Origin of the sequence: Klebsiella ornithinolytica, from assembly GCF_030505655.1 — a bacterium.
Lineage (GTDB): Bacteria > Pseudomonadota > Gammaproteobacteria > Enterobacterales > Enterobacteriaceae > Klebsiella > Klebsiella ornithinolytica.
Genome location: NZ_CP130153.1, coordinates 3,194,502 through 3,218,399 on the forward strand (window position 1 = coordinate 3,194,502; position 23,898 = coordinate 3,218,399).

Here is a 23,898-nt window from a genome sequence, read left to right on the forward strand (position 1 = left end):
CCTCGCTATAGATTATTGTTATTGTTGTGTTTTATTTTCTTATTCTGTTGCTATTGACCGTTCAGGCGCGATGCCATCCAGTCAGCCCGATGGCTTTTGATGGTCGCCACCGCTTTGGCGATTTCTGGCGCCAGCCAGCGATCGTCTTCCCATGTCGCCACGCGCTGTCGCAGCAGCGCCAGCGCGTGACGCGTGCCGGCTGCCAGCATGTCCTGAGCATGAAACTCCAGCCCCTGAGCGGCCAGCAGATACTCGATCGCCATAATTTGATACAGGTTGGCCAGCAGGCGCTGTAGCTTGAGCGACGCGCCGGTCCCGAGGCTCAGGTGATCTTCCTGCAGCGCCGAGGTCACAAAATTATCAAGCACCGCCGGCTGCGCCAGCTGCTTGTTCTCCGCACAAAGCGAGGCCGCGACGTACTGGGCGATCATCATCCCGGAGTTCACTCCGGGTTTGGCCACCAGGAACGCCGGCAGGCCGCTGATTAACGGGTTGACCAGGCGATCCAGACGCCGCTCGGCAATCGCGCCCAGTTCGGCCATCGCAATCGCCAGCACATCACAGGCCATGGCGACCGATTCCCCATGCGGATGCGCCTGCGACACCACTCGCCAGTTCTCGAGGGTACCGAGAATCAAGGGATTGTCCGTACAGGCATTCAGCTCGGTGTTAATTTGCCGCTCGGCATGATCGAACTGATCGCGGCAGGCGCCGTGTACCTGCGGCATAGATCGCAGACTGAGCGCATCCTGGGTACGTATCCCCTGGCTGGCGCTCAACAGTGGACTGTCGGCCAGCAGCTGGCGTAATCGGGCGCCGCTGTGCTGCATGCCAGGACTGGCCTTCAATGCCAGGATCTCGGCGTCAAACGCCACGATCTGTCCGCGCAGCGCTTCAAAACTCATCGCACCGGTGACGTCGGCCCAGTCCAGCAGTTGGCTGGCGTCGTCGAGGGCCAGACAGGCCATTCCGGTCATACACGGCGTCCCGTTGACCAGGCTTAATCCCTCTTTTGCCCCCGGCGAAATGGCGGATAGTCCCGCCTGCGCCAGCGCTTCGGCAGCAGGAACCACCCGCCCCTGCCAGCTCACCTCGCCGATCCCCATCAGCGCCAGGCCGATATGCGCCATATGCGTCAGATAGCCCACCGAACCTTGCGAAGGCACCTGCGGCGTGATTTGCTGATTCAGGAAGGCGAGCAGCTGTTGCACGATGGCGCAGGAAATCCCGGACTTACCATGGCTGTAGTTGGCGACGGCGGCGCACATAATGGCCCGCGTCTGGGCGTCGTCCAGCAGAGGGCCGACGCCGCAGGCGTGGCTCAACAGCGTATTGCGCGATAGCTGGCTCAGCTGCTCTTCAGGCAGAGTGATATTGCACAAGGCTCCGAGGCCGGTATTAATCCCGTAGGCTATCTGCCCCGCGTCGATAATATGCTGAACAATCGCTCGCCCCTGTGCGATGCGCTCCCAGGCGCCGGCGCTGAGCGCCAGCTGCGCCTGGCCTCTGGCGACCTGCACAACCTCCTGCCAGCATAACGGGGCGTCGCCCCACAGCACCTGTTGGTTCATACGGATTGTCCTGGTTGGTGATGGCTGGAAATAAACTGTTGAAAACGCGGCGACCCATGCGCGCCGAACAGCGCCTCCGGCGCACCGTCGCAATCAATCGTGCCTTGATGCATAAACACCACGCGGTTGGAGACATGGCGGGCAAAGCCTAGCTCATGCGTGACCACCAGCATCGTGCGCCCCTCTTCCGCCAGGCTGCGCATCACTTTTAATACTTCGCCCACCAGTTCCGGATCTAACGCCGACGTCGGCTCATCAAAGAGCATCACCTCCGGATCCATCGCCAGCGCCCGGGCTATCGCCACGCGCTGTTGCTGACCTCCGGAAAGCTGGGCCGGGTAAAAATCCTTGCGGTTCAGCATGCCGACGCGGTCGAGCAGCTGCTCGGCCTGTTCAATGCACTCCTGCTTACTGCGTTTGAGGACGTAATGCGGCCCTTCAATCACGTTTTGCAGCACCGTCATATGCGACCACAGGTTAAAGCTTTGGAACACCATCCCCAGCCGCGAACGCAGACGTTCGATCTGCTTAGGGTTGGCCGCTAAACGGTGGCCGCGCGCATGGTGTTTCATCTCAATGGTTTCCCCCCCCACGCTGACCACGCCCGCATCGGGTGTTTCCAGCAGGTTGATGCAGCGCAACAGCGTACTCTTACCTGAACCGCTGGCGCCCAGAATCGAGATCACATCGCCTTTTTGCGCCTGGATAGAAATTCCCTTCAGCACATCAAGTGAACCAAAGGATTTATGGATATCGCTGACGGACAGCGTCACGGGACGGGGATCGTGCATACTATTCTCCTTTGGCGGCCGGTTTGAGTGCGACGGTGGCCGGGGTTTGCCGGGTATGCGGCGTCAGACGACGCTCAAGCAGCGCATAAAGCTGTACGATGATAAAGTTGAGCAGCAAATAGATAACCGCGGCGCAGAGAAAGACCTCCATCGTCCGGTAGGTTCTCTGGATAATTTGCTGCGCCACGCCGGTCACATCCCACACCGTCACCAGACTGGCCAGCGCGGTGGATTTCACCAGCAAAATCGCCTCGGTTGAGTAGGCCGGCAGCGCATAGCGCAGCATCACCGGGGCGATGATGCGGCGCAGCAGCAGAAAACGGGACATCCCGCATGCCTGTCCGGCTTCAATCTGGCCAGAGGGCACCGCCAGCAGCGCGCCGCGCAGGATTTCCGCGGTGTAGGCGGCGGTACACAGCGCCAGCGCCAGCACCGCGCAGATAAACGGCTCGCGCAGCAGCGGCCACAGAAAACTGTGGCGAATCACGCCAAACTGCCCCAGCCCGTAATAGATAAGAAACAGCTGGATCAGCAGCGGCGAACCGCGAAACACCAGAATGTAACCTTTGGCAACACTGCTGAGCAGCGGCCAGCGGCTCATGCGCAGCGCCAGAACCCCCACCGCCAGTACGCCGCCGCAGAGAAAGGAGCAGATAAACAGCCCCAGCGTGACCGGCAGCGCGGCACAGAGCTTGAGGAAGGTATCGCTGAGAAAGGCAACGTCGATAAACATAAATTCTCCTTAAGCCTGAGCCGCGGTACGGCGCAGCCAGGCGCGATTCAGGCGAAGTTCCGCCCGAATAAACGCCCGGTTGGACACCAGGGTGAGTATCAGGTAGCAGCCGCCGCCAATCACATAGAACAGGAAGTATTCGCGGGTGGAGCCAGCGGCGATCTGGCTGGCGCGCATTAGCTCCGCAATCCCCGTCACCGAGACCAGCGCCGAATCTTTAAGGCTCATCTGCCAGACGTTTGACAACCCAGGCAGCGAATAGCGGGCAATCTGCGGCAGCATGATGCGCTGAAAAATCCGCCAGCGCGGCATGCCGATTGCCGATGCCGCCTCGACTTCACCGGGCATCAGCGCCAGGCGCGCCGCGCGGTAAACTTCAGCCTGATAAGAGGCGGAAATTAAGCCGATAGCCAGCGAGCCAATCAGAAACGGCGGGACCTCGATAAAGCCGTCGGCGCCAAACAGCTGACCAATCGCCGAGACCAGTCCAGACCCGCCAAAATAGAACAGGTAAATGACCAGCAGCTCAGGAATGCCGCGGAATACCACCGAATAGGCGGAGCCGAACCAGCGCACGGGGGCGTGCGGCGACAGCTTTGCTGCGGCAATCATGCCGCCGACCACGGCGCCGACCGCTAACGCGGCGAGAGACAGCAGCAGCGTGGTCAGCGTCGCGCTCAGGATGAGCGTTCCCCAACCGTTCTCACCAAAACTCAGCAGACTAAGCATCTTCAACCTCACTTATGGCGTGACATCGCTTTTAAACCATTTTTCGCTCAGCTTTTTCACCGTTCCGTCCGCCAGCGCGGCCTGAATCGCGGTATCCAGCTTCGCTTTTAAATCGACATCGGCGTGACGAACGCCCATCGCTTCGCCCTCGCCCCAGATGGGGCCGCTCAGCTGCGGGCCGCTGAAGTTGAGGTTGCTGTTTTCCGGACGCGCAAGGGTGGTGTTGGCGAAGGTAATATCGTCGAAGACGGCATCAATACGTTCGGCCTGGAGATCCAAAATAGCGTCCGCTGAATTGCTGTATTCACGAATATCGGCCACATCTTTGAAGTATTTGTCGATGAACGGGGTATAAACGGTGCCGGAAGCGATACCGATCGTTTTTCCTTTCAGGGCCGCTTTTAATGGCGCAATCGCCGCCTGAATCTCTTTTTCATCATCGTTAAGCTTGATGGTGTGGTTGGCTCCGGTCGCCGGCGGCAGCAACGTGCCTTTTACCGCGATAAATGACGCCGGTGTTGCGGCATAGGGGACCGTGAAGGAGACCACCTGTTTTCTTTCCGGGGTGATGACGATGGCGTCCATAATCACATCGTATTTCCCGGCGTTGAGTCCGGCGATCATCCCGTCCCAGTTTTGCACCACCAGCTTGCACTCAATGCCCATGCGCTGGCAGAGATTAGCCATCAGTTCTGGTTCGAAGCCGCTGAGCTTGCCGCCCGGCAGCGTCAGGTTCCAGGGTTCATAACCCCCTTCCGTTGCGATGGTGATGGACTTCCACTCTTTGGCATTGACCGTACTGCCGCAGAGCAAAAGTCCTGAAAACAGGGTTGTCAGACAGACCTGGCGAAAAGTGATGCTCTGCTTCATGATAATTCTCCTGATTTCATTTAAGTCATGCCGCTCTGGCGGTGCCAGCCGGACGTAAAATTCAGATGACAGAGCATGTATATACAAGCATTGACAAATCAGCACACCCTCCTGATGATGGATTTGTGAGCTGCACTGTAAATAATTTGTAATCGAATTGAAAATTGTGTGTAGCTAAAACTTTACACAAAGCGACAAAGCGATGGTGAAACTGCGATGATAACGCCCTTTAACTTCTCTTCCCTGCCGAGGACTCCGTGGAAAAACGGCGGCGGCGAAACCCGCGAAATTGTCAGCGTGCCCTCGCCTGACGCCGATGCCCCGTTTCTGTGGCGAGCCAGCATTGCCACGCTGGAGCACGACGGACCGTTTTCCCGGTTCAGCGGCATTGACCGGATCATTACCTTAATTGAGGGCCAGCCGCTCTGGCTTCGCGGCGAGGGGATTCATCATCATCTGAGACGCTGGGAGCCGTGGGCATTTTCCGGCGAATGGGCGCTGGGTAGCGAAGGCATTTCCGCACCGGGGCTGGATTTTAACATTATGACGCAACGCACCCGCGCGGCTGCGCAGGTCAGCGTGGTCTCCGGTGAACAGCATCCCGGTAACGAAGGCATCGCCTGGGTACTTCAGGGATGCTGGCAGCTTGCCGGCGAACGCTATGACGCGCGCTCAGGGCTCTGGTGGCAGAGCCAGTCGCCCGGGGCCCTGATTCCACTCTCGCCTGATGCCCGGCTTTTGCTGACCGGTATCACCCGTCGTTAGCCCGCACAACGCCGGGCAAGAGGCGTAAAACGAGCCTGATATCCGGTGATATACTGGAGTGTGTCTGGTCGTCATTACGTGTTAAGGCACGAAAATATCGTGACACAAGGGGTCGTCAGTGGGATATAATTCTCGGCTAAATTTGAGTTATTTTGAAATAACAACCTTAACCCCATGATTGTTAAAGTAAAAATAAGCAATAACGATAAGGATTAAAGCTATGGGTTTTCTTTCCGGTAAGCGCATTCTGGTCACTGGCGTTGCCAGCAAACTGTCCATCGCCTACGGTATTGCGCAAGCAATGCACCGTGAAGGGGCTGAACTGGCGTTCACCTATCAGAACGAAAAACTGAAAGGTCGTGTGGAAGAATTTGCCGCGGCACTGGGTTCTGACATCGTACTGCCGTGCGACGTGGCTGAAGATGAGAGCATCGACTCTCTGTTCGCTGAACTGACTAAAGTCTGGCCGAAATTTGACGGCTTCGTTCACTCAATCGGTTTCGCACCGGCTGACCAGCTGGACGGCGACTACGTCAACGCGGTCACCCGCGAAGGTTTCAAAATCGCTCACGATATCAGCGCCTACAGCTTCGTGGCGATGGCGAAAGCCTGCCGCGGTATGCTGAACCCGGGTTCCGCGCTGCTGACGCTCTCCTATCTGGGCGCAGAGCGTGCGATTCCTAACTACAACGTTATGGGTCTGGCAAAAGCGTCTCTGGAAGCGAACGTGCGCTACATGGCAAACGCGATGGGTCCGGAAGGCGTGCGCGTTAACGCCATCTCTGCGGGTCCAATCCGTACGCTGGCAGCGTCCGGCATTAAAGATTTCCGTAAAATGCTGGCGCATTGCGAAGCGGTTACCCCGATTCGCCGTACCGTGACTATCGAAGACGTGGGTAACAGCGCAGCCTTCCTGTGCTCCGACCTGTCTGCCGGTATCTCCGGTGAAGTCGTTCACGTCGATGGCGGTTTCAGCATCGCGGCAATGAACGAGCTGGAACTGAAATAAGTTCCTTTCCCTCCTCACCCCGTGAGGAGGGATTGCCTTCGCGGCATCCCGTTCTTCCCTGCATTTCCTGCATTTCCTGCATTTCCTGCATTTCCTGCATTCCAGAAACCTACATTCACCCCTGTTATTCCAAACAGCTATTTGTTAGCACGTATCAATATTTTCTCCCGCTCCAGGGTTACGCCAGGATAGTTATGCATATATGGCCGACGGAAGTGCGGCTCGCCACATACCGATCAAGGAACGCCCATGGAGCAACGCCGCGTGTATGGCAAAAACCACTGGTATCATGAAACCCAGTCAACAATCTGCCCGGTGGATGTGCTGCCGCTCGTCCCTGAAGCCGCCCATGTCGAAGATCGCTTTTTACTCGATCTGACGTTACCGGAAGAGTGGCTTCACGCCCATGCGGGCTGGCTGACGCCAGCGCGATGTCTGGCCGACGCGCTCTTCCCTGCCTCCGTCGTCGTCAATCGCTTACAAACCGTTAGCGCTTATGACCGACTGAGCACCGCGCTGACCGTCGCTCAGGTGTATGGCGTGCAGCGGCTGTGTAATCACTATGCCGCCCGGCTGGCGCCGCTGCCGGGACCGGACTCTTCACGTGAGAGCAATCGCCGACTGGCGCAAATGACCCAATATGCCCGCCAGCTGGCCGGTTCGCCTTCGGTCATTAACACCCTTTCCCGCAGCCAGCTGGATGAGGTCGGGTTAACCAGCCGCGATATGATCCTCATTAATCAGATTGTCGGTTTTGTCGGTTTCCAGGCGCGCGCAATTGCCGCGTTTCACGCCGGCCTCGGCTTTCCGGTGCGCTGGATGCCGGGAATGCCGCAGCAGGAAGATGCGCCGGCAGACGATTTTACGATCGGTCAGCTGACCTGGACACCCGACATCAACGATACCGATCTCCGCTATGCCAATGACGAACGCCAGGTGCTGCTGGCCGACTGGCTACCGCATCCTGGCCTGTCCGGGCTGGCGCCGCTGCTTGCAGCCCACGAAACAATACTCAAAGCCCAACATCAATTACTCACCCAATTAAGCGTGAATCAGCCTTTTGCTTCGCTGGTGGCGCTGATGACCGCGCGCATCAACGGTAGCGCCAGCTGTTTTAACGCCTGGGCCGAAAGCGGATCCGTTTCCCCGCAGCTTGCTGATGCATTACGCCACGATGAGCGTACGCCAGAAGCCTGGGAACCAAGCCATCCCACCGAGCGCGTCATCTTGCAGGCGGTACAGCTTTTGACCCGGGCGCCCGACCGTTTCAGCGCGGCGCAATTAACGCCCCTCGCTGAACAGGGGCTTTCCCATGCGCAGATTATCGATATTCTGGCGTGGAGCGGTGCGTGTGGTTGGATGAATCGTCTGAAAATCGCCCTCGGCATCGTTCGTCAACAGACGTAAAATGCCAAACATCGCTTGCTGCAACAGGCATTATCGCGTAAAAATGTCAGCCGCTCTTTTAGCCACGAAAATACCTAATTATGTTTCAGGACAACCCGCTGCTAGCGCAGCTTAAACAGCAACTGCATTCCCAGACTCCTCGTGTTGAAGGGGTCGTGAAGGGGACGGAAAAAGGTTTTGGCTTCCTCGAAGTTGATGCGCAGAAAAGCTACTTTATTCCGCCGCCGCAAATGAAAAAAGTGATGCATGGCGACCGTATCAGCGCCGTGATCCACACTGAAAAAGAACGTGAAAGCGCCGAGCCGGAAGAGTTGATTGAACCTTTCCTGACCCGTTTCGTCGGTAAAGTGCATAAGAAAGATGACCGACTGTCCATCGTTCCCGATCATCCGCTGCTGAAAGACGCTATTCCCTGCCGCGCCGACCGTAGCGTGAGCCATGATTTTAAAGAGGGTGACTGGGCCGTTGCTGAAATGCGCCGTCATCCGCTGAAAGGCGACCGCGGTTTTTATGCCGAATTAACCCAGTTTATTACCTTCAGCGACGATCATTTCGTTCCGTGGTGGGTCACGCTGGCTCGCCACAATCTGGAAAAAGAAGCCCCGGACGGCGTGGCGACCGAATTGCTGGATGAAGGTCTGGAACGTCGTGACTTAACGGCGCTGGACTTCGTCACCATCGACAGCGCCAGCACCGAAGATATGGACGATGCGCTGTATGTCGAAGCCGCCGCCGACGGCAAGCTGCATTTGACCGTCGCTATCGCCGATCCGACCGCCTGGATTGCCGAAGGCAGCAAACTGGACAAAGCGGCAAAAATTCGCGCCTTCACCAACTATCTGCCGGGCTTTAATATCCCGATGTTGCCGCGCGAGCTGTCTGACGACCTGTGCTCTCTGCGCGCCAACGAAGTGCGTCCGGTCCTCGCCTGCCGCATGATCCTGACGGCTGACGGCACGATTGAAGACGATATCGAATTCTTCGCCGCGACTATTGAGTCAAAAGCCAAGCTGGCCTACGACAACGTCTCCGACTGGCTGGAAAATACCGGCAGCTGGCAGCCTGAGAGCGAGTCTATCGCTCAGCAGATCAAACTGCTGCAGGATGTCTGCCTGCGCCGCAGCGAATGGCGTAAAACCCATGCGCTGGTATTCAAGGACCGTCCTGACTACCGTTTCGTGCTGGGTGAGAAAGGCGAGGTGCTGGATATCGTTGCCGAACCGCGCCGCATCGCTAACCGCATTGTCGAAGAATCAATGATTGCGGCAAACATCTGCGCGGCCCGCGTTCTGCGCGACAAGCTGGGCTTTGGTGTTTATAACGTGCATACCGGCTTTGATCCGGCCAACACCGAACAGCTGGCAACGTTGCTGAAGACTCACGACGTCCACGTTGATCCGGTTGAAGTGCTGACCCTCGAGGGTTTCTGCAAACTGCGTCGCGAGCTTGATGCCCAGCCGTCGGGTTTCCTCGACAGCCGCATTCGTCGCTTCCAGTCCTACGCGGAAATCAGCACCGAACCGGGTCCGCACTTTGGCCTTGGCCTTGAAGCCTATGCCACCTGGACCTCACCGATTCGTAAATATGGCGACATGATTAACCATCGCCTGCTGAAAGCGATCATCAAAGGTGAAACGGCAACGCGTCCGCAAGATGAGATTGCCGTACAGATGGCCGAGCGCCGTCGCCTGAACCGCATGGCCGAACGCGATGTTGGTGACTGGCTGTACGCCCGTTATCTGAGCCCGCAGGCCGGTACCGATACGCGCTATGCCGCGGAAATTATCGATATCAGCCGCGGCGGGATGCGCGTTCGCCTGGTGGATAACGGCGCCGTCGCCTTTATCCCGGCACCGTTCCTGCACGCCGTTCGTGATGAGCTGGTCTGTAGCCAGGAAAACGGTACCGTGCAGATCAAAGGCGAAACCGTCTACAAAGTGACTGACGTTATCGACGTCAAGATTGCCGAAGTCCGTATGGAAACCCGCAGCGTCATCGCGCGTCCGTTCGCCTGATAGCCGTCGTCAGCGGCTCCCGTTATCGGGGGCCGCTTATTTTTTCCCCGCGTTGTCTGATATTGTCCCGTTTTTCCTCGTTTTCCTGACTATCTATCGCAGATGATTTACGTTGTGCGTTTTTTTCTCTTCTCTTTTTCATCTGTTTTTAGCATCATTGATTTCATTCGTTTTTGTAACCAGGATAATGCTATGTCTGATCTGAATGCCCGCCTGCTCGCCCAACGTATCGATACCGTGCTGGATATTCTGGTTGCCGGAGATTATCACTCTGCGATTCATAATCTGGAGATCCTCAAAGCGGAGCTTCAGGCGCTTTCTGCCGATGAGCCTGAAGCGAAACCCGGCCAACCTAAAGCGCCCTGGGAAATCTGATCGCCCACATCGCCACAATCGATCAATGATGTCGATTGTCAGCCAAAATAGTCCCCTAACTGTGATGTTGCTATGAACGCCCGACAACAAAGTATTTTGCAAACGGTCATCGATAAAGGCCGCATGAGCGTGGCCGATCTCGCGAAAATGACCGGTGTCTCTGAAGTCACGATTCGTCAGGATTTGAATTTACTGGAAAAGCAGAGCTATCTGCGCCGGACTCATGGTTTCGCCGTACCGCTGGATAGCGAAGATGTCGAAACCCGTATGATGACCCATTTCTCGATCAAACGTGAACTGGCTACGCGCGCCGCAGAGCTGGTCAACGCCGGTGAGACGGTATTTATCGAAAACGGCAGTTGCAACGCCCTTCTCGCCCGTACGCTTGCCGAGCGCGGCGATATTACCATCATCACCGTCAGCAGCTATATTGCGCATCTGCTTAAAGAGACGCCCGGGGAGGTCATTCTGCTCGGTGGAATCTACCAGAAGCGCAGCGAAAGTATGGTCGGTCCGCTCACGCGGCAGTTTATTCAGCAGGTCCACTTCAGCAAAGCGTTTATTGGCATCGATGGCTGGCAGCCGGAAACCGGGTTTACCGGCAAGGATATGATGCGCGCGGATGTAGTCAATGCCGTCCTTGAAAAGGGCTGTGAGGCGATTGTCCTGAGCGACAGTTCGAAGTTCAGCGTCGTGCACCCTTATCCGCTCGGTCCGGTAGCGCGTTTTAGCCGCATCATTACCGACAGCAGTCTGCACGATGATGCGCGCCAGCAGCTGACAGAAAGCGGGCTCACCGTCGATATTGTCAGTTTTTCCTGAACTCATCCCGACTCTCTTTTTCGCCCAGCGTTTCTCTTCCCCCGCCGCCCACTCATGTGGGCGCAGACCGCATGACTCGCTGTCTGAGAGTTTTCCGAGCCCGCAATTAAGAGTTTTTACCTGCCGGTAAAATATAAAAAAAGTAGAATTAATGTTAGCGATATAACAGGAAGTGACTATCACCCGCGTGATTAAAGTAACACCTGCGCAACTTAAGTTTCATGGAATAGCCCTTAAAACCCGGCATCACGCTATGCTTTAAGGAAGTTGTATCCATGAATAGATTATTCAGGAGAAAATTATGATGACTTCAATGAGCAAAAAAATGGCTGCAGCTGTGCTGGCCGTTACCGTAGTAATGTCTCTGAGCGCATGTTCCAACTGGTCTAAACGCGATCGTAATACCGCAATCGGTGCAGGCGCGGGCGCACTCGGCGGCGCAGTATTAACCGATGGCAGCGCGCTGGGGACCCTGGGCGGCGCAGCGGTTGGCGGGATTATCGGTCACCAGGTTGGTAAATAAGGCCTGAACCGGATCAACGATAAAAAATAATCCGCATCGGTAGACTTACAGACTTACGCACCGGCAAAGAATCAAGGCCACGGCATTTACCGTGGCCTTGTTGTTTATTAACCGCCGGCCAGCTTAACTTTCATGCCTTTGGCTTCCAGCAGTGATTTGAGCAAATCGCGCTTATCGCCCTGAATTTCAATCACGCCATCTTTCACCGACCCGCCGCAGCCGCACTTCTTTTTCAGCTCAGCGGCCAGTTTTGTCAGCGCATCATCATCCAGGTCAATACCGGCGATCAGACATACGCCCTTCCCCTTGCGGCCGCTGGTCTGACGCTGAATGCGCACCACGCCATCGCCTTTAGGCCGCTCAACCACCGCCCTGGGTTCGTCAATACGGCCGCTTTCCGTCGAGTACACCAGACGACTATTAGAATCGGTCATTATGCCCCCTTATTTAGTGACGCATTGATACTGCGTAAGGTCGCCGCCGGATCCGCAGACTGAGTCACCGGACGACCAATCACCATGTAGTCTACGCCAGCTGCCTGCGCCTGTTCCGGCGTCATGATGCGGCGCTGGTCTCCGGCATCGCTGCCCTGCGGGCGGATGCCGGGCGTCACCAGCTTAAAGGCCTGCCCCAGCTCCTGCTTGAAGCGAGCCGCTTCCTGCGCAGAACAGACCACGCCGTCCAGTCCGCAGCGCTGCGTTAATGCCGCCAGTTTTGCCGCATGATCGGCGGGAGAAAGCGTAATCCCCAGATCCTGGAGATCGCTGGCTTCCATGCTGGTCAGGACGGTCACGGCAATCAACAGCGGCGCATCCTGGCCAAACGGGAGCAACGCTTCACGTGCCGCGGTCATCATTCGCGCACCGCCAGAGGCATGAACATTGACCATCCAGACACCCAGCTCTGCCGCAGCGGCTACCGCCCGCGCGGTGGTGTTCGGGATATCATGAAATTTCAGGTCAAGGAAGACCTCAAAACCACGCTGATGCAAGTCGCGAACAAACTGTGGCCCGAGCAGCGTAAACATCTCCTTGCCCACCTTCAGGCGGCAGTCGCGTGGATCAATGCGGTCAACAAAGGCCAGCGCTTTGTCGCGGTTATCATAATCGAGCGCAACAACAACGGGAGAGGATGTGACAACGCGAGGCGAAGATGAAGCAGTAGACGTCATGACCAGACCTTAATTGTTGATGGGCGCCGTTTTGGCGCAAAAAAGGTAAACGGGCAGCATTCTACCTGCGATGAAGGGAAATTGACAGGCTGCTTTTACCGCCTGGCGGACGATGGCAGCGCTGACGTTAAAGCGGGCAAACGCTAAAAACCGATAAGTATGTTGTAACTAAAATGCGATTTTTTAAAAACTATTGTCCGTCGAGGCCGCGGATCGGTTTAATCGTTGACCACGAACGGCAGGACGGGCAGTGCCAGTACAGAGTGTGGGCGGTGAAGCCGCACTTTTGACAGCGGTAGCGCGGTTTACTGCGGACCTGCTCCCCCACCATATTGCGCAGAACGCCAAGGCTCTCCTTCGCGCGCCCCTCTTCGGCTTCATTAAGGTGGTAGTCCATCAGCTTATGGAAGACCCGCATCGTCGGATGACGCTCCAGCTGACGGGTAACATAGCTCTGCGCAGCCTCCACGCCTTCGCGCTGTTCGAGAATTTGCGCCAGCATCAGCTCCGCGGTTGCCCCGGTGTTTTCATCGACGCAACGGCGCAGGAAGAGCTCCCATTCATCGGGTTTACCCAGCTGCTGATAGCAGGTCTGCAGCATCTCGAGCGTTTCACCCACCAGCTCTTTATCCTGATTGATGACCCGTTCCAGGCTCTCTACCGCTTTCGCGTAATCGCCCTTTTCCATCCATACCCGACCCATCATAATCGACACGCGGGCGCTGTTGCGGTCAGCCGAGGCCCCTTTTTTCAGCAGCGACATCGCTTTATCCATATCGCTGTTCGCCATCTGCTGCAGCGCGAGCTCGCACCAGAAGTTGGCAATATCGCCCCGGTGTTTTTCTTTGCCCAGCTTCACTAAACGCTCGGCAACATCAATGGCGGACTGCCAGTCGCTGGTGGCCTGATAAATTTGCAGCAGCTGCTGCAGCGCGCTGAGGCGAAAATCGGTTTCATCCACCAGCTGCTTGAACATATCTTCCGCGCGATCGTAGAGACCGGCGGCCATGTAGTCGCGCCCCAGCTGCTGCACGGCCAGCAGCCGCTGATCGTAGGTCAGCGAGGCGCTTTCCATCAGGCTCTGGTGAATACGGATAGCCCGGTCAACCTCGCCACGGGAGCGGAACAGGTTTCCCAGCGTCAGGTGGGCCTCAACGGTACCGGTATCCTCTTTCAGCATGTCGAGGAACAGATCCACCGCTTTATCCTGCTGGTTGCTCAGCAGGAAGTTCACCCCGGTCACGTAGTCACGCGACAGGCGGTTAGCGTCGTCCTGTTTGGACTGTTGTGCACTTCTGCGCCCCATATACCATCCGTAAGCAGCGGCAACGGGCAAAAGCAGAAACAACAACTCCAGCATAAATGATTATTCCTTCACCGCAGGAACACCTGCGTCGGCCGGCGCGGCGTTGGTTGGCGCAATCTGATGTTCAAGACGCTTTATTTTACGTTCAGCGCGAACCAGAGAAACGCGAACCCGCAGCCAGAAAAGGCCGCAAATCAGCCAGCCAATAGCAAACCCTGCGGCAAAGAGCACTGCCAGCAACGTCGAAATACGGAATTCACCCTGCGCGAGCAAATAGTTGAACGTGACCAGTTGATCATTCTGTGCACCTAACGTCACGGAGATGACGAAGATGGCTAATACCAGTAAGAAAATCAGTAAATATTTCACACTACTTCCCGTTTTGTGGGTTGAGCGAAAAAATCCCGCGTTCAGCCCTATAAAGTATCATTTTCGCTGCAGCGGTGAAATGGAAAAGCATGACACCCTGTCAGGATATGCGTCCGTCAGGCGCGAAAATCAACGTTATCCCTGATTTATCGTCCGTGTCTTAATCTCCTGCGCCTCTTCTCCCGGCGGCGTCAGCGGGCCGCACAGCCGCTGGGTGAGCCAGGTGGCCAGCGTCACCAGCAGCCAGGAGATAAGCGTGGCGACCAGCAAATCTTGCGGCCAGTGCATGCCAAGCGCCAGCCGGCTGCCCATCACGGCCGTCGCCCACGTCAGCAGCGCGGCGATGGTGACCCAGCGTCGCCGCGGCCACAGCAGTCCGACACCCAGCAATGCCCAGCTGGCTGCAAACATCGTGTGCCCGGACGGAAAAGCAAAACCGGTCTCTTTCTGCCAGTGCTTGCGCAGGAAGCGAGGAATATCCTGCTCTTGCGCCAGCTGCTCATGCACCAGTTTAGCGCGTTCTTTGCGTTTTAACGCGTAGAATTGATCGACAGGCACCTGCCGGCTCTTTTCCAGCCAAACCACAAAAGGACGCGGCTCCTGAACCTGCTCTTTGATCCAGGACTTTATGCCCTGCCCCAGCAGAATCGCCGCCCCCAGAATCACAAACAGCATCACGGCGGCGCGCAGACGAAAACGCAGACACCACAGAAACCAGCCGCATAAAACCGTATGGGTGATGATGCCCCACGGCTGGGTCACGCTTTCAGTCACCCAGTAGAGCAGTTTTAACCATGCTTGCGGAAGGTCTGGCTGCCACTTCCAGCCGGATACCCACACCACCCCGGGCATAATCATAAGCAATGCCGCACCGATGGCGGTTCGTCTGGCGATCGACAGCATCTTATCTCCTTATCTCTTCTTCCGACTATCATAACGGAAAGTGGTACGTTTGTGCGCTTTACGCGCAGGCAGCCGTGCGTAATTAGGAGAACGTCGCGCCACTGTGGCAAAATAGCGCCAAACAGAAAGCACATTCAGGTGCTGACAGAATCTGGAGAATCACATGCAGCTTAAACGTGTGGCAGAAGCCAAACTGCCAACCCCCTGGGGCGATTTCCTGATGGTGGGATTTGAAGAACTGGCAACCGGGCAGGATCATGTCGCGCTGGTCTTCGGCGACATTTCGGGCCAGTCCCCCGTCCTTGCACGCGTACATTCTGAGTGCTTAACGGGCGACGCCCTTTTTAGTCTGCGTTGTGATTGCGGTTTTCAGCTCGAAGCGGCGCTGTCGCATATTGCCGAAGAGGGGCGCGGTATCCTGTTGTACCATCGTCAGGAAGGCCGCAACATTGGCCTGCTGAATAAAATTCGCGCCTATGCCTTGCAGGACCAGGGCTATGACACCGTGGAAGCCAACCATCAGCTGGGCTTTGCGGCAGACGAGCGCGACTTTACGCTGTGCGCAGATATGTTCAAACTGCTCCACGTCGACCAGGTGCGTCTGCTGACCAACAACCCGAAAAAAGTGGAAATTCTCAGCGAAGCCGGGATTAATATCGTTGAGCGCGTGCCGCTGATTGTCGGGCGCAACCCGAAAAACGCCCACTATCTGGACACCAAGGCCGCCAAAATGGGGCATCTGTTGAATAAATAAATCGGCAGAAAAATGAAGGGCCAGCGCTTGCTGGCCCTTTTTTTTACAGCATGTTGCGGATCACATAATGCAGAATACCGTCATTCTGATAGTAGGTCAGTTCGGTGGCGGTATCGATGCGACAACGGCAGAGGATCACCTCTTGTTTACCGTCCGCCCGCGTCAGGGTCACCGCAACCGTTGCGCCAGGCTGCAAGGCCTGCAGGTTGCTGATATCTATCCGCTCTTCCCCGTTCAGCCCCAGCGTTTTACGCGTGACGCCCTGCGGAAACTCCAGCGGCAGGATCCCCATCCCGATCAGGTTGGAACGGTGGATACGCTCGAATGATTCGGCGATCACCACCCGCACGCCCAGCAACCGCGGGCCTTTCGCCGCCCAGTCGCGGCTGGAGCCTGATCCGTACTCTTTCCCGGCCACCACCGCCAGCGGGATCCCCTCATTTTTATAGCGCATTGCCGCGTCATAAATCGCTATCGGCTCGCTGCCCGGCAGATGCCGGGTCATCCCACCTTCCACGCCCGGCACCATTTCGTTGCGAATACGGATGTTGGCAAAGGTCCCGCGCATCATCACTTCATGGTTGCCGCGGCGGGAACCGTAGGAGTTAAAATCAGCGCGCGCGACGCCGTGTTCCTGCAAATAGCGTCCGGCCGGGCTGTCCTGCTTGATACTCCCGGCCGGAGAGATGTGGTCCGTGGTGACCGAATCGCCGAGCATCGCCAGAATACGCGCGCCGTGAATATCTTCCACCGGCTCAGGCTGAACCTCCATCTGGTCAAAGAATGGCGACAGACGGATATAGGTCGAATCCTCCTGCCAGTCGTAAGTATCGGAGCGATCGACGTGAATGGCTTTCCATTCAGGCGTTCCTTCAAATACCTCCGCGTACTCTTTGTGGAACATCTCGGTCGTGACCTGCTCAACCGCCTGGGCGATCTCAAGACCGCTCGGCCAGATATCCTTCAGATAGACCGGCTGACCATTTTTGCCGGTGCCAAGCGGATCGCGGGTCAGATTGACGTTCATGTTCCCGGCCAGGGCGTAGGCCACCACCAGCGGCGGTGATGCCAGCCAGTTGGTTTTCACCAGCGGATGAATACGCCCTTCGAAGTTACGGTTACCGGACAGCACCGCGCCGACGGTTAAATCCCCTTTCTTGATCGCCTCTTCGATCGGTTCCGGCAGCGGGCCGGAGTTACCGATACAGGTGGTACACCCGTACCCGACCAGGTTGAACCCCAGCGCATCGAGATACGGCGTCAGCCCGGCGTGGGCCAGATAATCGGACACCACTTTAGATCCTGGCGCCAGAGAGGCTTTGACCCACGGTTGCGGCTTCAGGCCCAGCTCAACCGCTTTTTTGGCCAGCAGACCGGCGGCCATGAGCACGCTGGGGTTAGAGGTGTTGGTGCAGGAGGTGATGGCGGCAATCGCCACCGCGCCGTCGGGTAGCGAATAGCGATGCCCGTTCAGCGTATAGTCGACCGGCTGGCGCTGTTTTTGCGTCAGGTTGACCTCCAGCTCGCTGCTGGCGGCAAAGGCTTTCGGGACATCCCCCAGCGCAACGCGATCCTGCGGCCGTTTTGGCCCGGCGAGACTCGCTTCGACAGTTCCCATATCTAACGCCAGCGTACTGGTAAAGACCGGCTCATCGCCCGTCTGACGCCACATTCCCTGCGCTTTGGCATAGGCCTCCACCAGCGCCACCTGTTCATCGCTGCGGCCGCTCAGACGCATATAGCTGAGGGTTACCGCATCAATCGGGAAGAAGCCGCAGGTAGCACCGTACTCAGGCGACATGTTGGCGATGGTCGCGCGGTCGGCCAGCGGGAGCGAATCCAGGCCATCGCCGTAAAACTCAACAAACTTACCCACGACGCCGTGCTGCCGCAGCATCTGGGTGACGGTGAGCACGAGATCGGTGGCGGTAATGCCTTCGCGGAGTTTACCGCTCAGTTTAAAGCCCACCACATCCGGGATCAGCATCGAGACCGGCTGGCCCAGCATCGCGGCTTCCGCCTCAATGCCGCCGACGCCCCAGCCCAGTACGCCCAGGCCGTTGATCATCGTGGTATGCGAATCGGTACCGACCAGCGTGTCGGGCCAGGCAACCCATTCGCCGTTTTGCTCTTCACTCCAGACCGCTTTGCCAAGGTATTCGAGGTTAACCTGGTGGCAAATACCGGTACCCGGCGGCACGACGCTGAAGCGGCTGAACGCCTGCTGTCCCCAGCGCAGGAAAACGTAGCGCTCGTGGTTACGTTCCATCTCAAGGCGCACGTTTTCCTCAAACGCATCGTCATTGCCGAAGCGATCGACGGTGACCGAATGGTCGATAACCAGGTCCACCGGCGACAGCGGGTTAACCTTCGCCGTATCGCCTCCCAGCCGTTTGACCGCCTCACGCATTGCCGCAAGATCCACCACCGCGGGCACGCCGGTAAAATCCTGCATCAGCACGCGCGCCGGACGATAGGCAATTTCCCGGTCAGCATGAGCATGTTCAAGCCAGCCTGCCAGCGCATGAATATCTTCGGCGGTGACCGAGTCACCGTCCTGCCAGCGCAGCAGATTCTCCAGCAGGACTTTAAGCGATTTGGGCAAACGGGTCAGATCGCCCAGTTCTTTAGCGGCCAGCGGTAAGCTGTAGTAGTGGTAGGTTTTATCTTTGACCTGTAGCGTATCCTTACTGGCTGCTCGTAGGGTTGACGACATAGCTCCTCCTTTATCACAGGGATGGCATGCCCTGATCCTCCTCAGGGTTAATATTAAAGATAACACATACCAGGCATAACACTTTGATAACAACCCAAATTGCTAAAATCGGTTAAATGTTTTAAAGCAAAAAATCTGAATGATTATACGAGAAAATATCGAATGAATTTGATAGAGGGGAACTGGCAGCAGGATAACTGTACGAGTACATGAGTACAGAAAGAACTAATCGCCAGTTAATTGACGATTAGTTCACAGGAAGGGATGTTTGTTTATACACAAAGTGTCGCGAAATATATCCTCCTTGTCACCGCGGGTTATTAGCTTAAATAATTTCTCACGATTTCGCCGTCATAAAAATGACACATACAGCCATCCAGAAAATGTACGCTCAGCTGATGATCCAAACGTTACAGACTACGAGCGCGATGATACTCCAGAACATCGCCAGCCCAACGAGCACGGCACTCCAGGCGCGGCTCCTCAACACAGGATCAATCTCCGTTTTGTCACTTTCCTGTGACATCGCCAACTTCATATAATCGATATCACTAATCATTTTATCACCACCAATCGCTAAAATTATCAGGTACAGTTAAAGCTTAATTATAGCTAATGAATTAATCCAGTGAATTCTTCCCTCTGGATATTATCTTTAACTATTATTTTGATCGGAGCGGGTATATTTGCAATCGTGTTAATAGAAATAACGATTTTTGTGATTCAGGCGAGGTTTACAAATTTAATTCGGGGCCATTATAAGTATTGGCATCCCCGACAGGGATGCCAGATTGTTGGTTGAATCACTTTTCCGGTAGTTTAATATCTTTGAACATTGCCTCAATATCTTCATTCGAACGCAAAGCCACCGCGGTATCCACCACATCTCGCGTCAAATGCGGCGCAAAACGCTGAATAAAATCATACATATAGCTGCGAAGGAAGGTGCTACGGCGGAAACCTATCTTCGTGGTGCTGTGGCTGAAAATACCGTTAGCATCAAGTTTCACCAGGTCAGGATCGGAGACCGGATCCACCGCCATGCTGGCAATAACCCCAACGCCAAGGCCAAGACGGACGTAGGTTTTGATAACGTCAGCATCGGTGGCGGTGAAGACGATACGCGGCGTCAGCCCGGCGCGGTTAAAGGCGGTATCCAGCTCGGAGCGGCCGGTAAAGCCAAAGGTATAGGTGACCAGCGGGTACTGCGCCAGCTCTTCAATCGTCACCGAACCACGGGAGGCTAGCGGATGTTCAGGCGTCACGACAATCGAGCGGTTCCAGTGATAGCACGGCAGCATGACCAGATCATCATAGAGATGCAGCGCTTCGGTGGCGATGGCGAAATCAGCATTCCCCTTTGACACGGCTTCCGCAATTTGCGTCGGCGATCCCTGATGCATATGCAAAGAGACGCGCGGGTAGCGCTCAATAAAACCTTTTATCACCCCGGGCAGCGCATAGCGGGCCTGAGTATGGGTGGTGGCCACATACAGCGAGCCTTTGTCGGGCCAGGTATGTTCCCCTGCGACCGACTTAATCGCATCGACCTTCGACAGGACTTCGCGGGCGATGCGGATGATCTCCTGGCCCGCCGGCGTCACCTGAGTTAAATGTTTGCCGCTGCGGGCGAAAATCTGAATACCGAGCTCATCTTCCAGCATGCGTACCTGCTTGCTGATACCGGGCTGTGAGGTATACAGGCCTTCGGCAGTCGAGGAGACATTCAGATTATGATTAACAACCTCAACGATGTAGCGGAGCTGCTGTAGTTTCATGGCTGATATCCGTTAACGCGTAAAATGAATTCGTTCATACATTTTACGTTCAGGCCGCCTGTCGGCAAGCTGCGCGTTTGCCGTCCCTGCGACTCGCCGTTATGGCGCCACAAAGCATCCTGAACACGATGATGTATAAGACGATTTAATAATAAAAAAGAGATTAGCTATAACCACTATATCATTTATATCTACAGTGTATAGATACTAACGAAAAATAATAAGCTGGTTATAAGGCCGCCGTCCGGCGTCAAAGAATGGCGAATAAGGCAGGGAAATCAGTGAGAAAAAGGGCCGCATCGCGGCCCTTCACAGAGAGTACTACGCTTACTTCTTCGCTTCAGTCCATTTACCGTCGATATAGAAGGCGGACCAACCGGTCGCTTTGCCATCTTTCTCTGACGCGACGTACTGCTGCTTCGTTTTACGGCTAAAACGCACCAGCGTTTTGTTACCCTCGGGATCCTGCTGCGGCGCGTCGGCCAGATAACGCAGTTTCTCCGGCAGGCGATCGCGGAAGCGGTACAGCTCTTCCACCAGCGGCGCACGAGTTTCACGCGATTTCGGGAAGGTGTTTGCCGCAAGGAAAACACCTGCCGCACCATCACGCAGGACGAAAAAGGCGTCCGACTTCTCACACGGCAGCTCCGGTAACGGAACCGGATCTTCCTTCGGCGGAGCGACTTCGCCGTTACGCAGAATTTTGCGCGTATTCTTACATTCGTCGTTGGTGCAGGCCATGTACTTACCAAAACGCCCCATTTTCAGGTGCATTTCAGAACCACATTTTTCACACTCAACCACCGGGCCGTCGTAACCCTTGATGCGGAACTCGCCCTCTTCGATCTCATAGCCGTCGCAGGTCGGGTTGTTACCACATACGTGCAGCTTGCGCTTAGGATCGATAAGGTAGCTGTCCATCGCCGTGCCGCACTTCTGGCAACGACGCTTGGCACGCAGCGCGTTGGTTTCGGCATCGTCGCCTTCCAGCACGTTGAGCACTTCGTTTTCCGGCACCAGGTTAATGGTGGTCTTGCAGCGTTCTTTCGGCGGCAGCGCATAGCCTGAACAGCCCAGGAATACCCCGGTGCTGGCCGTGCGAATCCCCATCTGGCGACCGCAGGTCGGACAGTCGATGCTGGTCAGCACCATCGGGTTCGGCTGCATGCCGCCCTCTTCCGGATCCTTCTCCGCCGTTTCCAGCTGAGTCGTGAAGTCACCGAAGAAGTGGTCCAGTACCTGACGCCACTCGGCCTGATGATTCGCCACCTGATCGAGGCGATCTTCCATTTGCGCGGTAAAATCGTAGTTCATCAGATCGCGGAAGTTCTCTTCCAGGCGATCGGTGACAATCTCACCCATTTTCTCGGCGTAGAAGCGGCGGTTTTCCACCCGCACGTAGCCGCGATCCTGAATGGTCGAAATGATCGACGCATAGGTAGACGGCCGGCCGATACCCCGTTTTTCCAGCTCTTTGACCAGCGAGGCTTCGCTAAAGCGCGCAGGCGGTTTGGTAAAGTGCTGTGCCGGAGTCAGTTCGACCAGGCTCAGGCTCTCGCCCTGGTTGACGACCGGTAACGTCCGATCTTCATCGCCTTTACGCAGCGCCGGCATCACTTTGGTCCAGCCGTCAAACCGCAGGGTACGGCCGCGCGCTTTGAGTTTAAAGTCGCCGGCTTTGACGGTCAGCGTGGTGGAATCGTACTGCGCCGGCGTCATCTGACAGGCGACGAACTGGCGCCAGATCAGCTGATACAGTTTCAGCGCGTCGGCTTCCATCCCTTTAAGATCTTCGGCCATCACGTTCACGTCAGAAGGACGAATCGCTTCGTGCGCTTCCTGTGAGTTTTCTTTGCTGGCGTACTGGTTGGCGTTCTCTGGCAGATATTTTTTGCCAAAGTTATCGCCGATATAGCCGCGAACCATGCTCAGCGCATCCTGGCTCAGGTTCGTTGAATCGGTACGCATATAGGTGATGTAGCCGGCCTCATAGAGGCGCTGCGCCATCATCATGGTTTTCTTCACCCCAAAGCCCAGGCGAGTGCTGGCTGCCTGCTGCAAGGTCGAGGTAATAAACGGCGCGCCAGGCTTGCTGCTGGTCGGTTTGTCTTCACGCTCCAGCACGCTGTAGCTGGCTTTCTCCAGCAGCGCAACGGCAGCCATAGTTTCATCGCGGTTTACCGGACGGAACGGCTTGTCGTGCTTATGCGTCACCTGCAGCGGCAGAGCATCGCCGCCCGGCGTGGTAGTGCTGGCGTCGATTTCCCAGAACTCTTCCGGCACGAACGCTTTAATTTCGCGTTCACGTTCCACGACCAGGCGTACGGCAACCGACTGAACGCGGCCTGCGGACAGACCGCGGGCAATTTTTTTCCACAGCAGCGGGGAAACCATGTAGCCCACGACGCGGTCCATAAAGCGACGCGCCTGCTGGGCGTTAACACGATCGATATTCAGCTCGCCCGGCTTGTCAAAAGCCTGACGGATCGCATTTTTGGTGATTTCGTTGAACACCACGCGGCTATAGCGTTTTTCATCTCCACCGATCACTTCCCGCAGGTGCCATGCAATAGCTTCCCCTTCGCGGTCAAGGTCGGTTGCGAGATAGATGTGGTCGGCTTTTTCCGCCAACTGTTTGAGTTCTGAAACTACCTTTTCTTTACCCGGAAGTACTTCATACTGAGCATCCCAGTCATGCCATGGGTCTACACCCATACGATTGACCAGAGCGCTACGTTCATCCTTTTTAGGCTTTTTAGCCCCTTTGGTGGAGGTAGAGTCGGCGCTCTTTTTGGAAGCTGAGCCACTGGTCGGCAAATCGCGGATATGACCCACGCTGGATTTCACCACGTAGTCATTACCCAGATACTTATTGATCGTTTTGGCTTTTGCCGGGGACTCAACGATAACGAGAGCTTTACCCATATTCACCTTTACCTAATTTGATTCATCCAGGAATACATCGCACATTTTGATTCACCATCCGCTGACGACGTACGTCAAATGTTGCGACGCCGTCGATGGATATCAACCCTTTGCACGTCCAGTTTCACATCCATAAAACCAGATAGCTGAGTTTACTGACTTTTGCTCGTCAGGTGACATAGCACGAAGAATTTTTGGCCGAATGTCAAGCAAATCTGTTGCCAGATCGCCGAAAGCGTCACACTGTACCTGATAAAATTCGTTACGCAACTTTATTAGCATGCAAAAGCAAATCCCGCCAGTAAAGTCATGTTTCTTAGAGCTTTGCCATTAACCCTGTACTCTGAATGGAAAATTTGCCCCATC

22 protein-coding genes are annotated in these 23,898 nt (G+C 56.0%); 8 read left to right on the forward strand and 14 right to left on the reverse strand.

Features of this window, described 5'->3' with window-relative positions; all coding sequences use genetic code 11:
* Nucleotides 1-50: 50 nt before the first annotated feature.
* Genes Q1L34_RS15275 through Q1L34_RS15295 form a run of 5 tightly spaced genes read right to left on the reverse strand, consistent with a single transcriptional unit; the run spans nucleotide 51 to nucleotide 4,694 of the window.
* On the reverse strand, nucleotides 51-1,571 hold the full coding sequence (locus tag Q1L34_RS15275; RefSeq protein ID WP_015584559.1) for an HAL/PAL/TAL family ammonia-lyase: 1,521 nt from the start codon (nucleotides 1,569-1,571) through the stop codon (nucleotides 51-53).
* Nucleotides 1,568-2,362: an ABC transporter ATP-binding protein gene (locus Q1L34_RS15280; RefSeq protein WP_004861098.1), complete on the reverse strand. Its 795-nt coding sequence runs from the start codon at nucleotides 2,360-2,362 to the stop codon at nucleotides 1,568-1,570. The genes Q1L34_RS15275 and Q1L34_RS15280 overlap by 4 nt, the downstream gene beginning before the upstream one ends.
* A gap of 1 nt (nucleotide 2,363) precedes the next feature.
* Nucleotides 2,364-3,095: an ABC transporter permease gene (locus Q1L34_RS15285; protein WP_004861096.1), complete on the reverse strand. Its 732-nt coding sequence runs from the start codon at nucleotides 3,093-3,095 to the stop codon at nucleotides 2,364-2,366.
* Between the two features lie 9 nt (nucleotides 3,096-3,104).
* Entirely contained in the window at nucleotides 3,105-3,824 is a 720-nt protein-coding gene (locus Q1L34_RS15290; protein WP_032717294.1) for an ABC transporter permease, read from the reverse strand.
* A 12-nt stretch (nucleotides 3,825-3,836) separates the two neighbouring features.
* Nucleotides 3,837-4,694, reverse strand: a complete 858-nt coding sequence (locus Q1L34_RS15295) for a transporter substrate-binding domain-containing protein (protein WP_015584562.1) — start codon at nucleotides 4,692-4,694, stop codon at nucleotides 3,837-3,839.
* Nucleotides 4,695-4,910: 216 nt separating this feature from the next.
* On the opposite strand from Q1L34_RS15295, the gene Q1L34_RS15300 reads away from it, so the two are divergent.
* From Q1L34_RS15300 to osmB, 7 genes are all read left to right on the forward strand, one after another.
* Nucleotides 4,911-5,459: a HutD/Ves family protein gene (locus Q1L34_RS15300; protein WP_015584563.1), complete on the forward strand. Its 549-nt coding sequence runs from the start codon at nucleotides 4,911-4,913 to the stop codon at nucleotides 5,457-5,459.
* 220 nt (nucleotides 5,460-5,679) lie between these two features.
* A complete protein-coding gene (gene fabI / locus Q1L34_RS15305) occupies nucleotides 5,680-6,468 on the forward strand; it encodes an enoyl-ACP reductase FabI (protein WP_004861084.1) in 789 nt (262 codons plus the stop codon).
* Nucleotides 6,469-6,717: 249 nt separating this feature from the next.
* Nucleotides 6,718-7,875 (forward strand): carboxymuconolactone decarboxylase family protein, encoded by a 1,158-nt coding sequence (locus Q1L34_RS15310; protein ID WP_004861081.1) that lies wholly within the window; start codon nucleotides 6,718-6,720, stop codon nucleotides 7,873-7,875.
* Nucleotides 7,876-7,955: 80 nt separating this feature from the next.
* Nucleotides 7,956-9,890: an exoribonuclease II gene (locus Q1L34_RS15315; protein ID WP_004861077.1), complete on the forward strand. Its 1,935-nt coding sequence runs from the start codon at nucleotides 7,956-7,958 to the stop codon at nucleotides 9,888-9,890.
* 192 nt (nucleotides 9,891-10,082) lie between these two features.
* Complete coding sequence (locus Q1L34_RS15320; protein WP_004861074.1) at nucleotides 10,083-10,265, forward strand: YciZ family protein; 183 nt, start codon at nucleotides 10,083-10,085, stop codon at nucleotides 10,263-10,265.
* Nucleotides 10,266-10,337: 72 nt separating this feature from the next.
* On the forward strand, nucleotides 10,338-11,087 hold the full coding sequence (gene yciT / locus Q1L34_RS15325) for a DNA-binding transcriptional regulator YciT (RefSeq protein ID WP_004861071.1): 750 nt from the start codon (nucleotides 10,338-10,340) through the stop codon (nucleotides 11,085-11,087).
* 304 nt (nucleotides 11,088-11,391) lie between these two features.
* Nucleotides 11,392-11,610, forward strand: coding sequence for an osmotically-inducible lipoprotein OsmB (osmB, locus tag Q1L34_RS15330; RefSeq protein ID WP_015584565.1), 219 nt, complete (start codon nucleotides 11,392-11,394; stop codon nucleotides 11,608-11,610).
* A 107-nt stretch (nucleotides 11,611-11,717) separates the two neighbouring features.
* Here the strand turns inward: osmB and yciH are convergent, their stop codons facing one another.
* The 5 genes from yciH to pgpB all read right to left on the reverse strand — a co-directional run bounded on the left by yciH (nucleotide 11,718) and on the right by pgpB (nucleotide 15,359).
* A complete protein-coding gene (gene yciH / locus Q1L34_RS15335) occupies nucleotides 11,718-12,044 on the reverse strand; it encodes a stress response translation initiation inhibitor YciH (RefSeq protein ID WP_004861065.1) in 327 nt (108 codons plus the stop codon).
* On the reverse strand, nucleotides 12,044-12,781 hold the full coding sequence (gene pyrF, locus Q1L34_RS15340) for an orotidine-5'-phosphate decarboxylase (protein WP_004861062.1): 738 nt from the start codon (nucleotides 12,779-12,781) through the stop codon (nucleotides 12,044-12,046). Before pyrF ends, yciH begins: the two co-directional genes overlap by 1 nt.
* A 190-nt stretch (nucleotides 12,782-12,971) precedes the next feature.
* A complete protein-coding gene (gene lapB / locus Q1L34_RS15345; RefSeq protein ID WP_004861056.1) occupies nucleotides 12,972-14,141 on the reverse strand; it encodes a lipopolysaccharide assembly protein LapB in 1,170 nt (389 codons plus the stop codon).
* A 6-nt stretch (nucleotides 14,142-14,147) separates the two neighbouring features.
* Nucleotides 14,148-14,456 (reverse strand): LapA family protein, encoded by a 309-nt coding sequence (locus Q1L34_RS15350; RefSeq protein ID WP_004861050.1) that lies wholly within the window; start codon nucleotides 14,454-14,456, stop codon nucleotides 14,148-14,150.
* Between the two features lie 135 nt (nucleotides 14,457-14,591).
* Entirely contained in the window at nucleotides 14,592-15,359 is a 768-nt protein-coding gene (gene pgpB, locus Q1L34_RS15355; RefSeq protein WP_004861047.1) for a phosphatidylglycerophosphatase B, read from the reverse strand.
* Between the two features lie 163 nt (nucleotides 15,360-15,522).
* Between pgpB and ribA the strand changes: the two genes are divergently transcribed.
* Nucleotides 15,523-16,113, forward strand: a complete 591-nt coding sequence (gene ribA / locus Q1L34_RS15360) for a GTP cyclohydrolase II (protein ID WP_004861045.1) — start codon at nucleotides 15,523-15,525, stop codon at nucleotides 16,111-16,113.
* 43 nt (nucleotides 16,114-16,156) lie between these two features.
* Here the strand turns inward: ribA and acnA are convergent, their stop codons facing one another.
* The 4 genes from acnA to topA all read right to left on the reverse strand — a co-directional run bounded on the left by acnA (nucleotide 16,157) and on the right by topA (nucleotide 23,532).
* Nucleotides 16,157-18,829, reverse strand: coding sequence for an aconitate hydratase AcnA (acnA, locus tag Q1L34_RS15365; protein WP_048024423.1), 2,673 nt, complete (start codon nucleotides 18,827-18,829; stop codon nucleotides 16,157-16,159).
* Nucleotides 18,830-19,220: 391 nt separating this feature from the next.
* On the reverse strand, nucleotides 19,221-19,388 hold the full coding sequence (locus tag Q1L34_RS15370; RefSeq protein WP_004861039.1) for a YmiA family putative membrane protein: 168 nt from the start codon (nucleotides 19,386-19,388) through the stop codon (nucleotides 19,221-19,223).
* Nucleotides 19,389-19,632: 244 nt separating this feature from the next.
* Nucleotides 19,633-20,607, reverse strand: coding sequence for an HTH-type transcriptional regulator CysB (cysB, locus tag Q1L34_RS15375; protein WP_004861036.1), 975 nt, complete (start codon nucleotides 20,605-20,607; stop codon nucleotides 19,633-19,635).
* Nucleotides 20,608-20,934: 327 nt separating this feature from the next.
* Complete coding sequence (gene topA, locus Q1L34_RS15380; RefSeq protein ID WP_004861033.1) at nucleotides 20,935-23,532, reverse strand: type I DNA topoisomerase; 2,598 nt, start codon at nucleotides 23,530-23,532, stop codon at nucleotides 20,935-20,937.
* Nucleotides 23,533-23,898: the final 366 nt, after the last annotated feature.

Coding starts and splice junctions, on each gene's coding strand:
- Q1L34_RS15275 (WP_015584559.1), bottom strand. CDS start 1,571: ATGAACCAACAGGTGCTGTGGGGCGACGCCCCGTTATGCTGGCAGGAG.
- Q1L34_RS15280 (WP_004861098.1), bottom strand. CDS start 2,362: ATGCACGATCCCCGTCCCGTGACGCTGTCCGTCAGCGATATCCATAAA.
- Q1L34_RS15285 (WP_004861096.1), bottom strand. CDS start 3,095: ATGTTTATCGACGTTGCCTTTCTCAGCGATACCTTCCTCAAGCTCTGT.
- Q1L34_RS15290 (WP_032717294.1), bottom strand. CDS start 3,824: ATGCTTAGTCTGCTGAGTTTTGGTGAGAACGGTTGGGGAACGCTCATC.
- Q1L34_RS15295 (WP_015584562.1), bottom strand. CDS start 4,694: ATGAAGCAGAGCATCACTTTTCGCCAGGTCTGTCTGACAACCCTGTTT.
- Q1L34_RS15300 (WP_015584563.1), top strand. CDS start 4,911: ATGATAACGCCCTTTAACTTCTCTTCCCTGCCGAGGACTCCGTGGAAA.
- fabI (WP_004861084.1), top strand. CDS start 5,680: ATGGGTTTTCTTTCCGGTAAGCGCATTCTGGTCACTGGCGTTGCCAGC.
- Q1L34_RS15310 (WP_004861081.1), top strand. CDS start 6,718: ATGGAGCAACGCCGCGTGTATGGCAAAAACCACTGGTATCATGAAACC.
- Q1L34_RS15315 (WP_004861077.1), top strand. CDS start 7,956: ATGTTTCAGGACAACCCGCTGCTAGCGCAGCTTAAACAGCAACTGCAT.
- Q1L34_RS15320 (WP_004861074.1), top strand. CDS start 10,083: ATGTCTGATCTGAATGCCCGCCTGCTCGCCCAACGTATCGATACCGTG.
- yciT (WP_004861071.1), top strand. CDS start 10,338: ATGAACGCCCGACAACAAAGTATTTTGCAAACGGTCATCGATAAAGGC.
- osmB (WP_015584565.1), top strand. CDS start 11,392: ATGACTTCAATGAGCAAAAAAATGGCTGCAGCTGTGCTGGCCGTTACC.
- yciH (WP_004861065.1), bottom strand. CDS start 12,044: ATGACCGATTCTAATAGTCGTCTGGTGTACTCGACGGAAAGCGGCCGT.
- pyrF (WP_004861062.1), bottom strand. CDS start 12,781: ATGACGTCTACTGCTTCATCTTCGCCTCGCGTTGTCACATCCTCTCCC.
- lapB (WP_004861056.1), bottom strand. CDS start 14,141: ATGCTGGAGTTGTTGTTTCTGCTTTTGCCCGTTGCCGCTGCTTACGGA.
- pgpB (WP_004861047.1), bottom strand. CDS start 15,359: ATGCTGTCGATCGCCAGACGAACCGCCATCGGTGCGGCATTGCTTATG.
- ribA (WP_004861045.1), top strand. CDS start 15,523: ATGCAGCTTAAACGTGTGGCAGAAGCCAAACTGCCAACCCCCTGGGGC.
- acnA (WP_048024423.1), bottom strand. CDS start 18,829: ATGTCGTCAACCCTACGAGCAGCCAGTAAGGATACGCTACAGGTCAAA.
- Q1L34_RS15370 (WP_004861039.1), bottom strand. CDS start 19,388: ATGATTAGTGATATCGATTATATGAAGTTGGCGATGTCACAGGAAAGT.
- cysB (WP_004861036.1), bottom strand. CDS start 20,607: ATGAAACTACAGCAGCTCCGCTACATCGTTGAGGTTGTTAATCATAAT.
- topA (WP_004861033.1), bottom strand. CDS start 23,532: ATGGGTAAAGCTCTCGTTATCGTTGAGTCCCCGGCAAAAGCCAAAACG.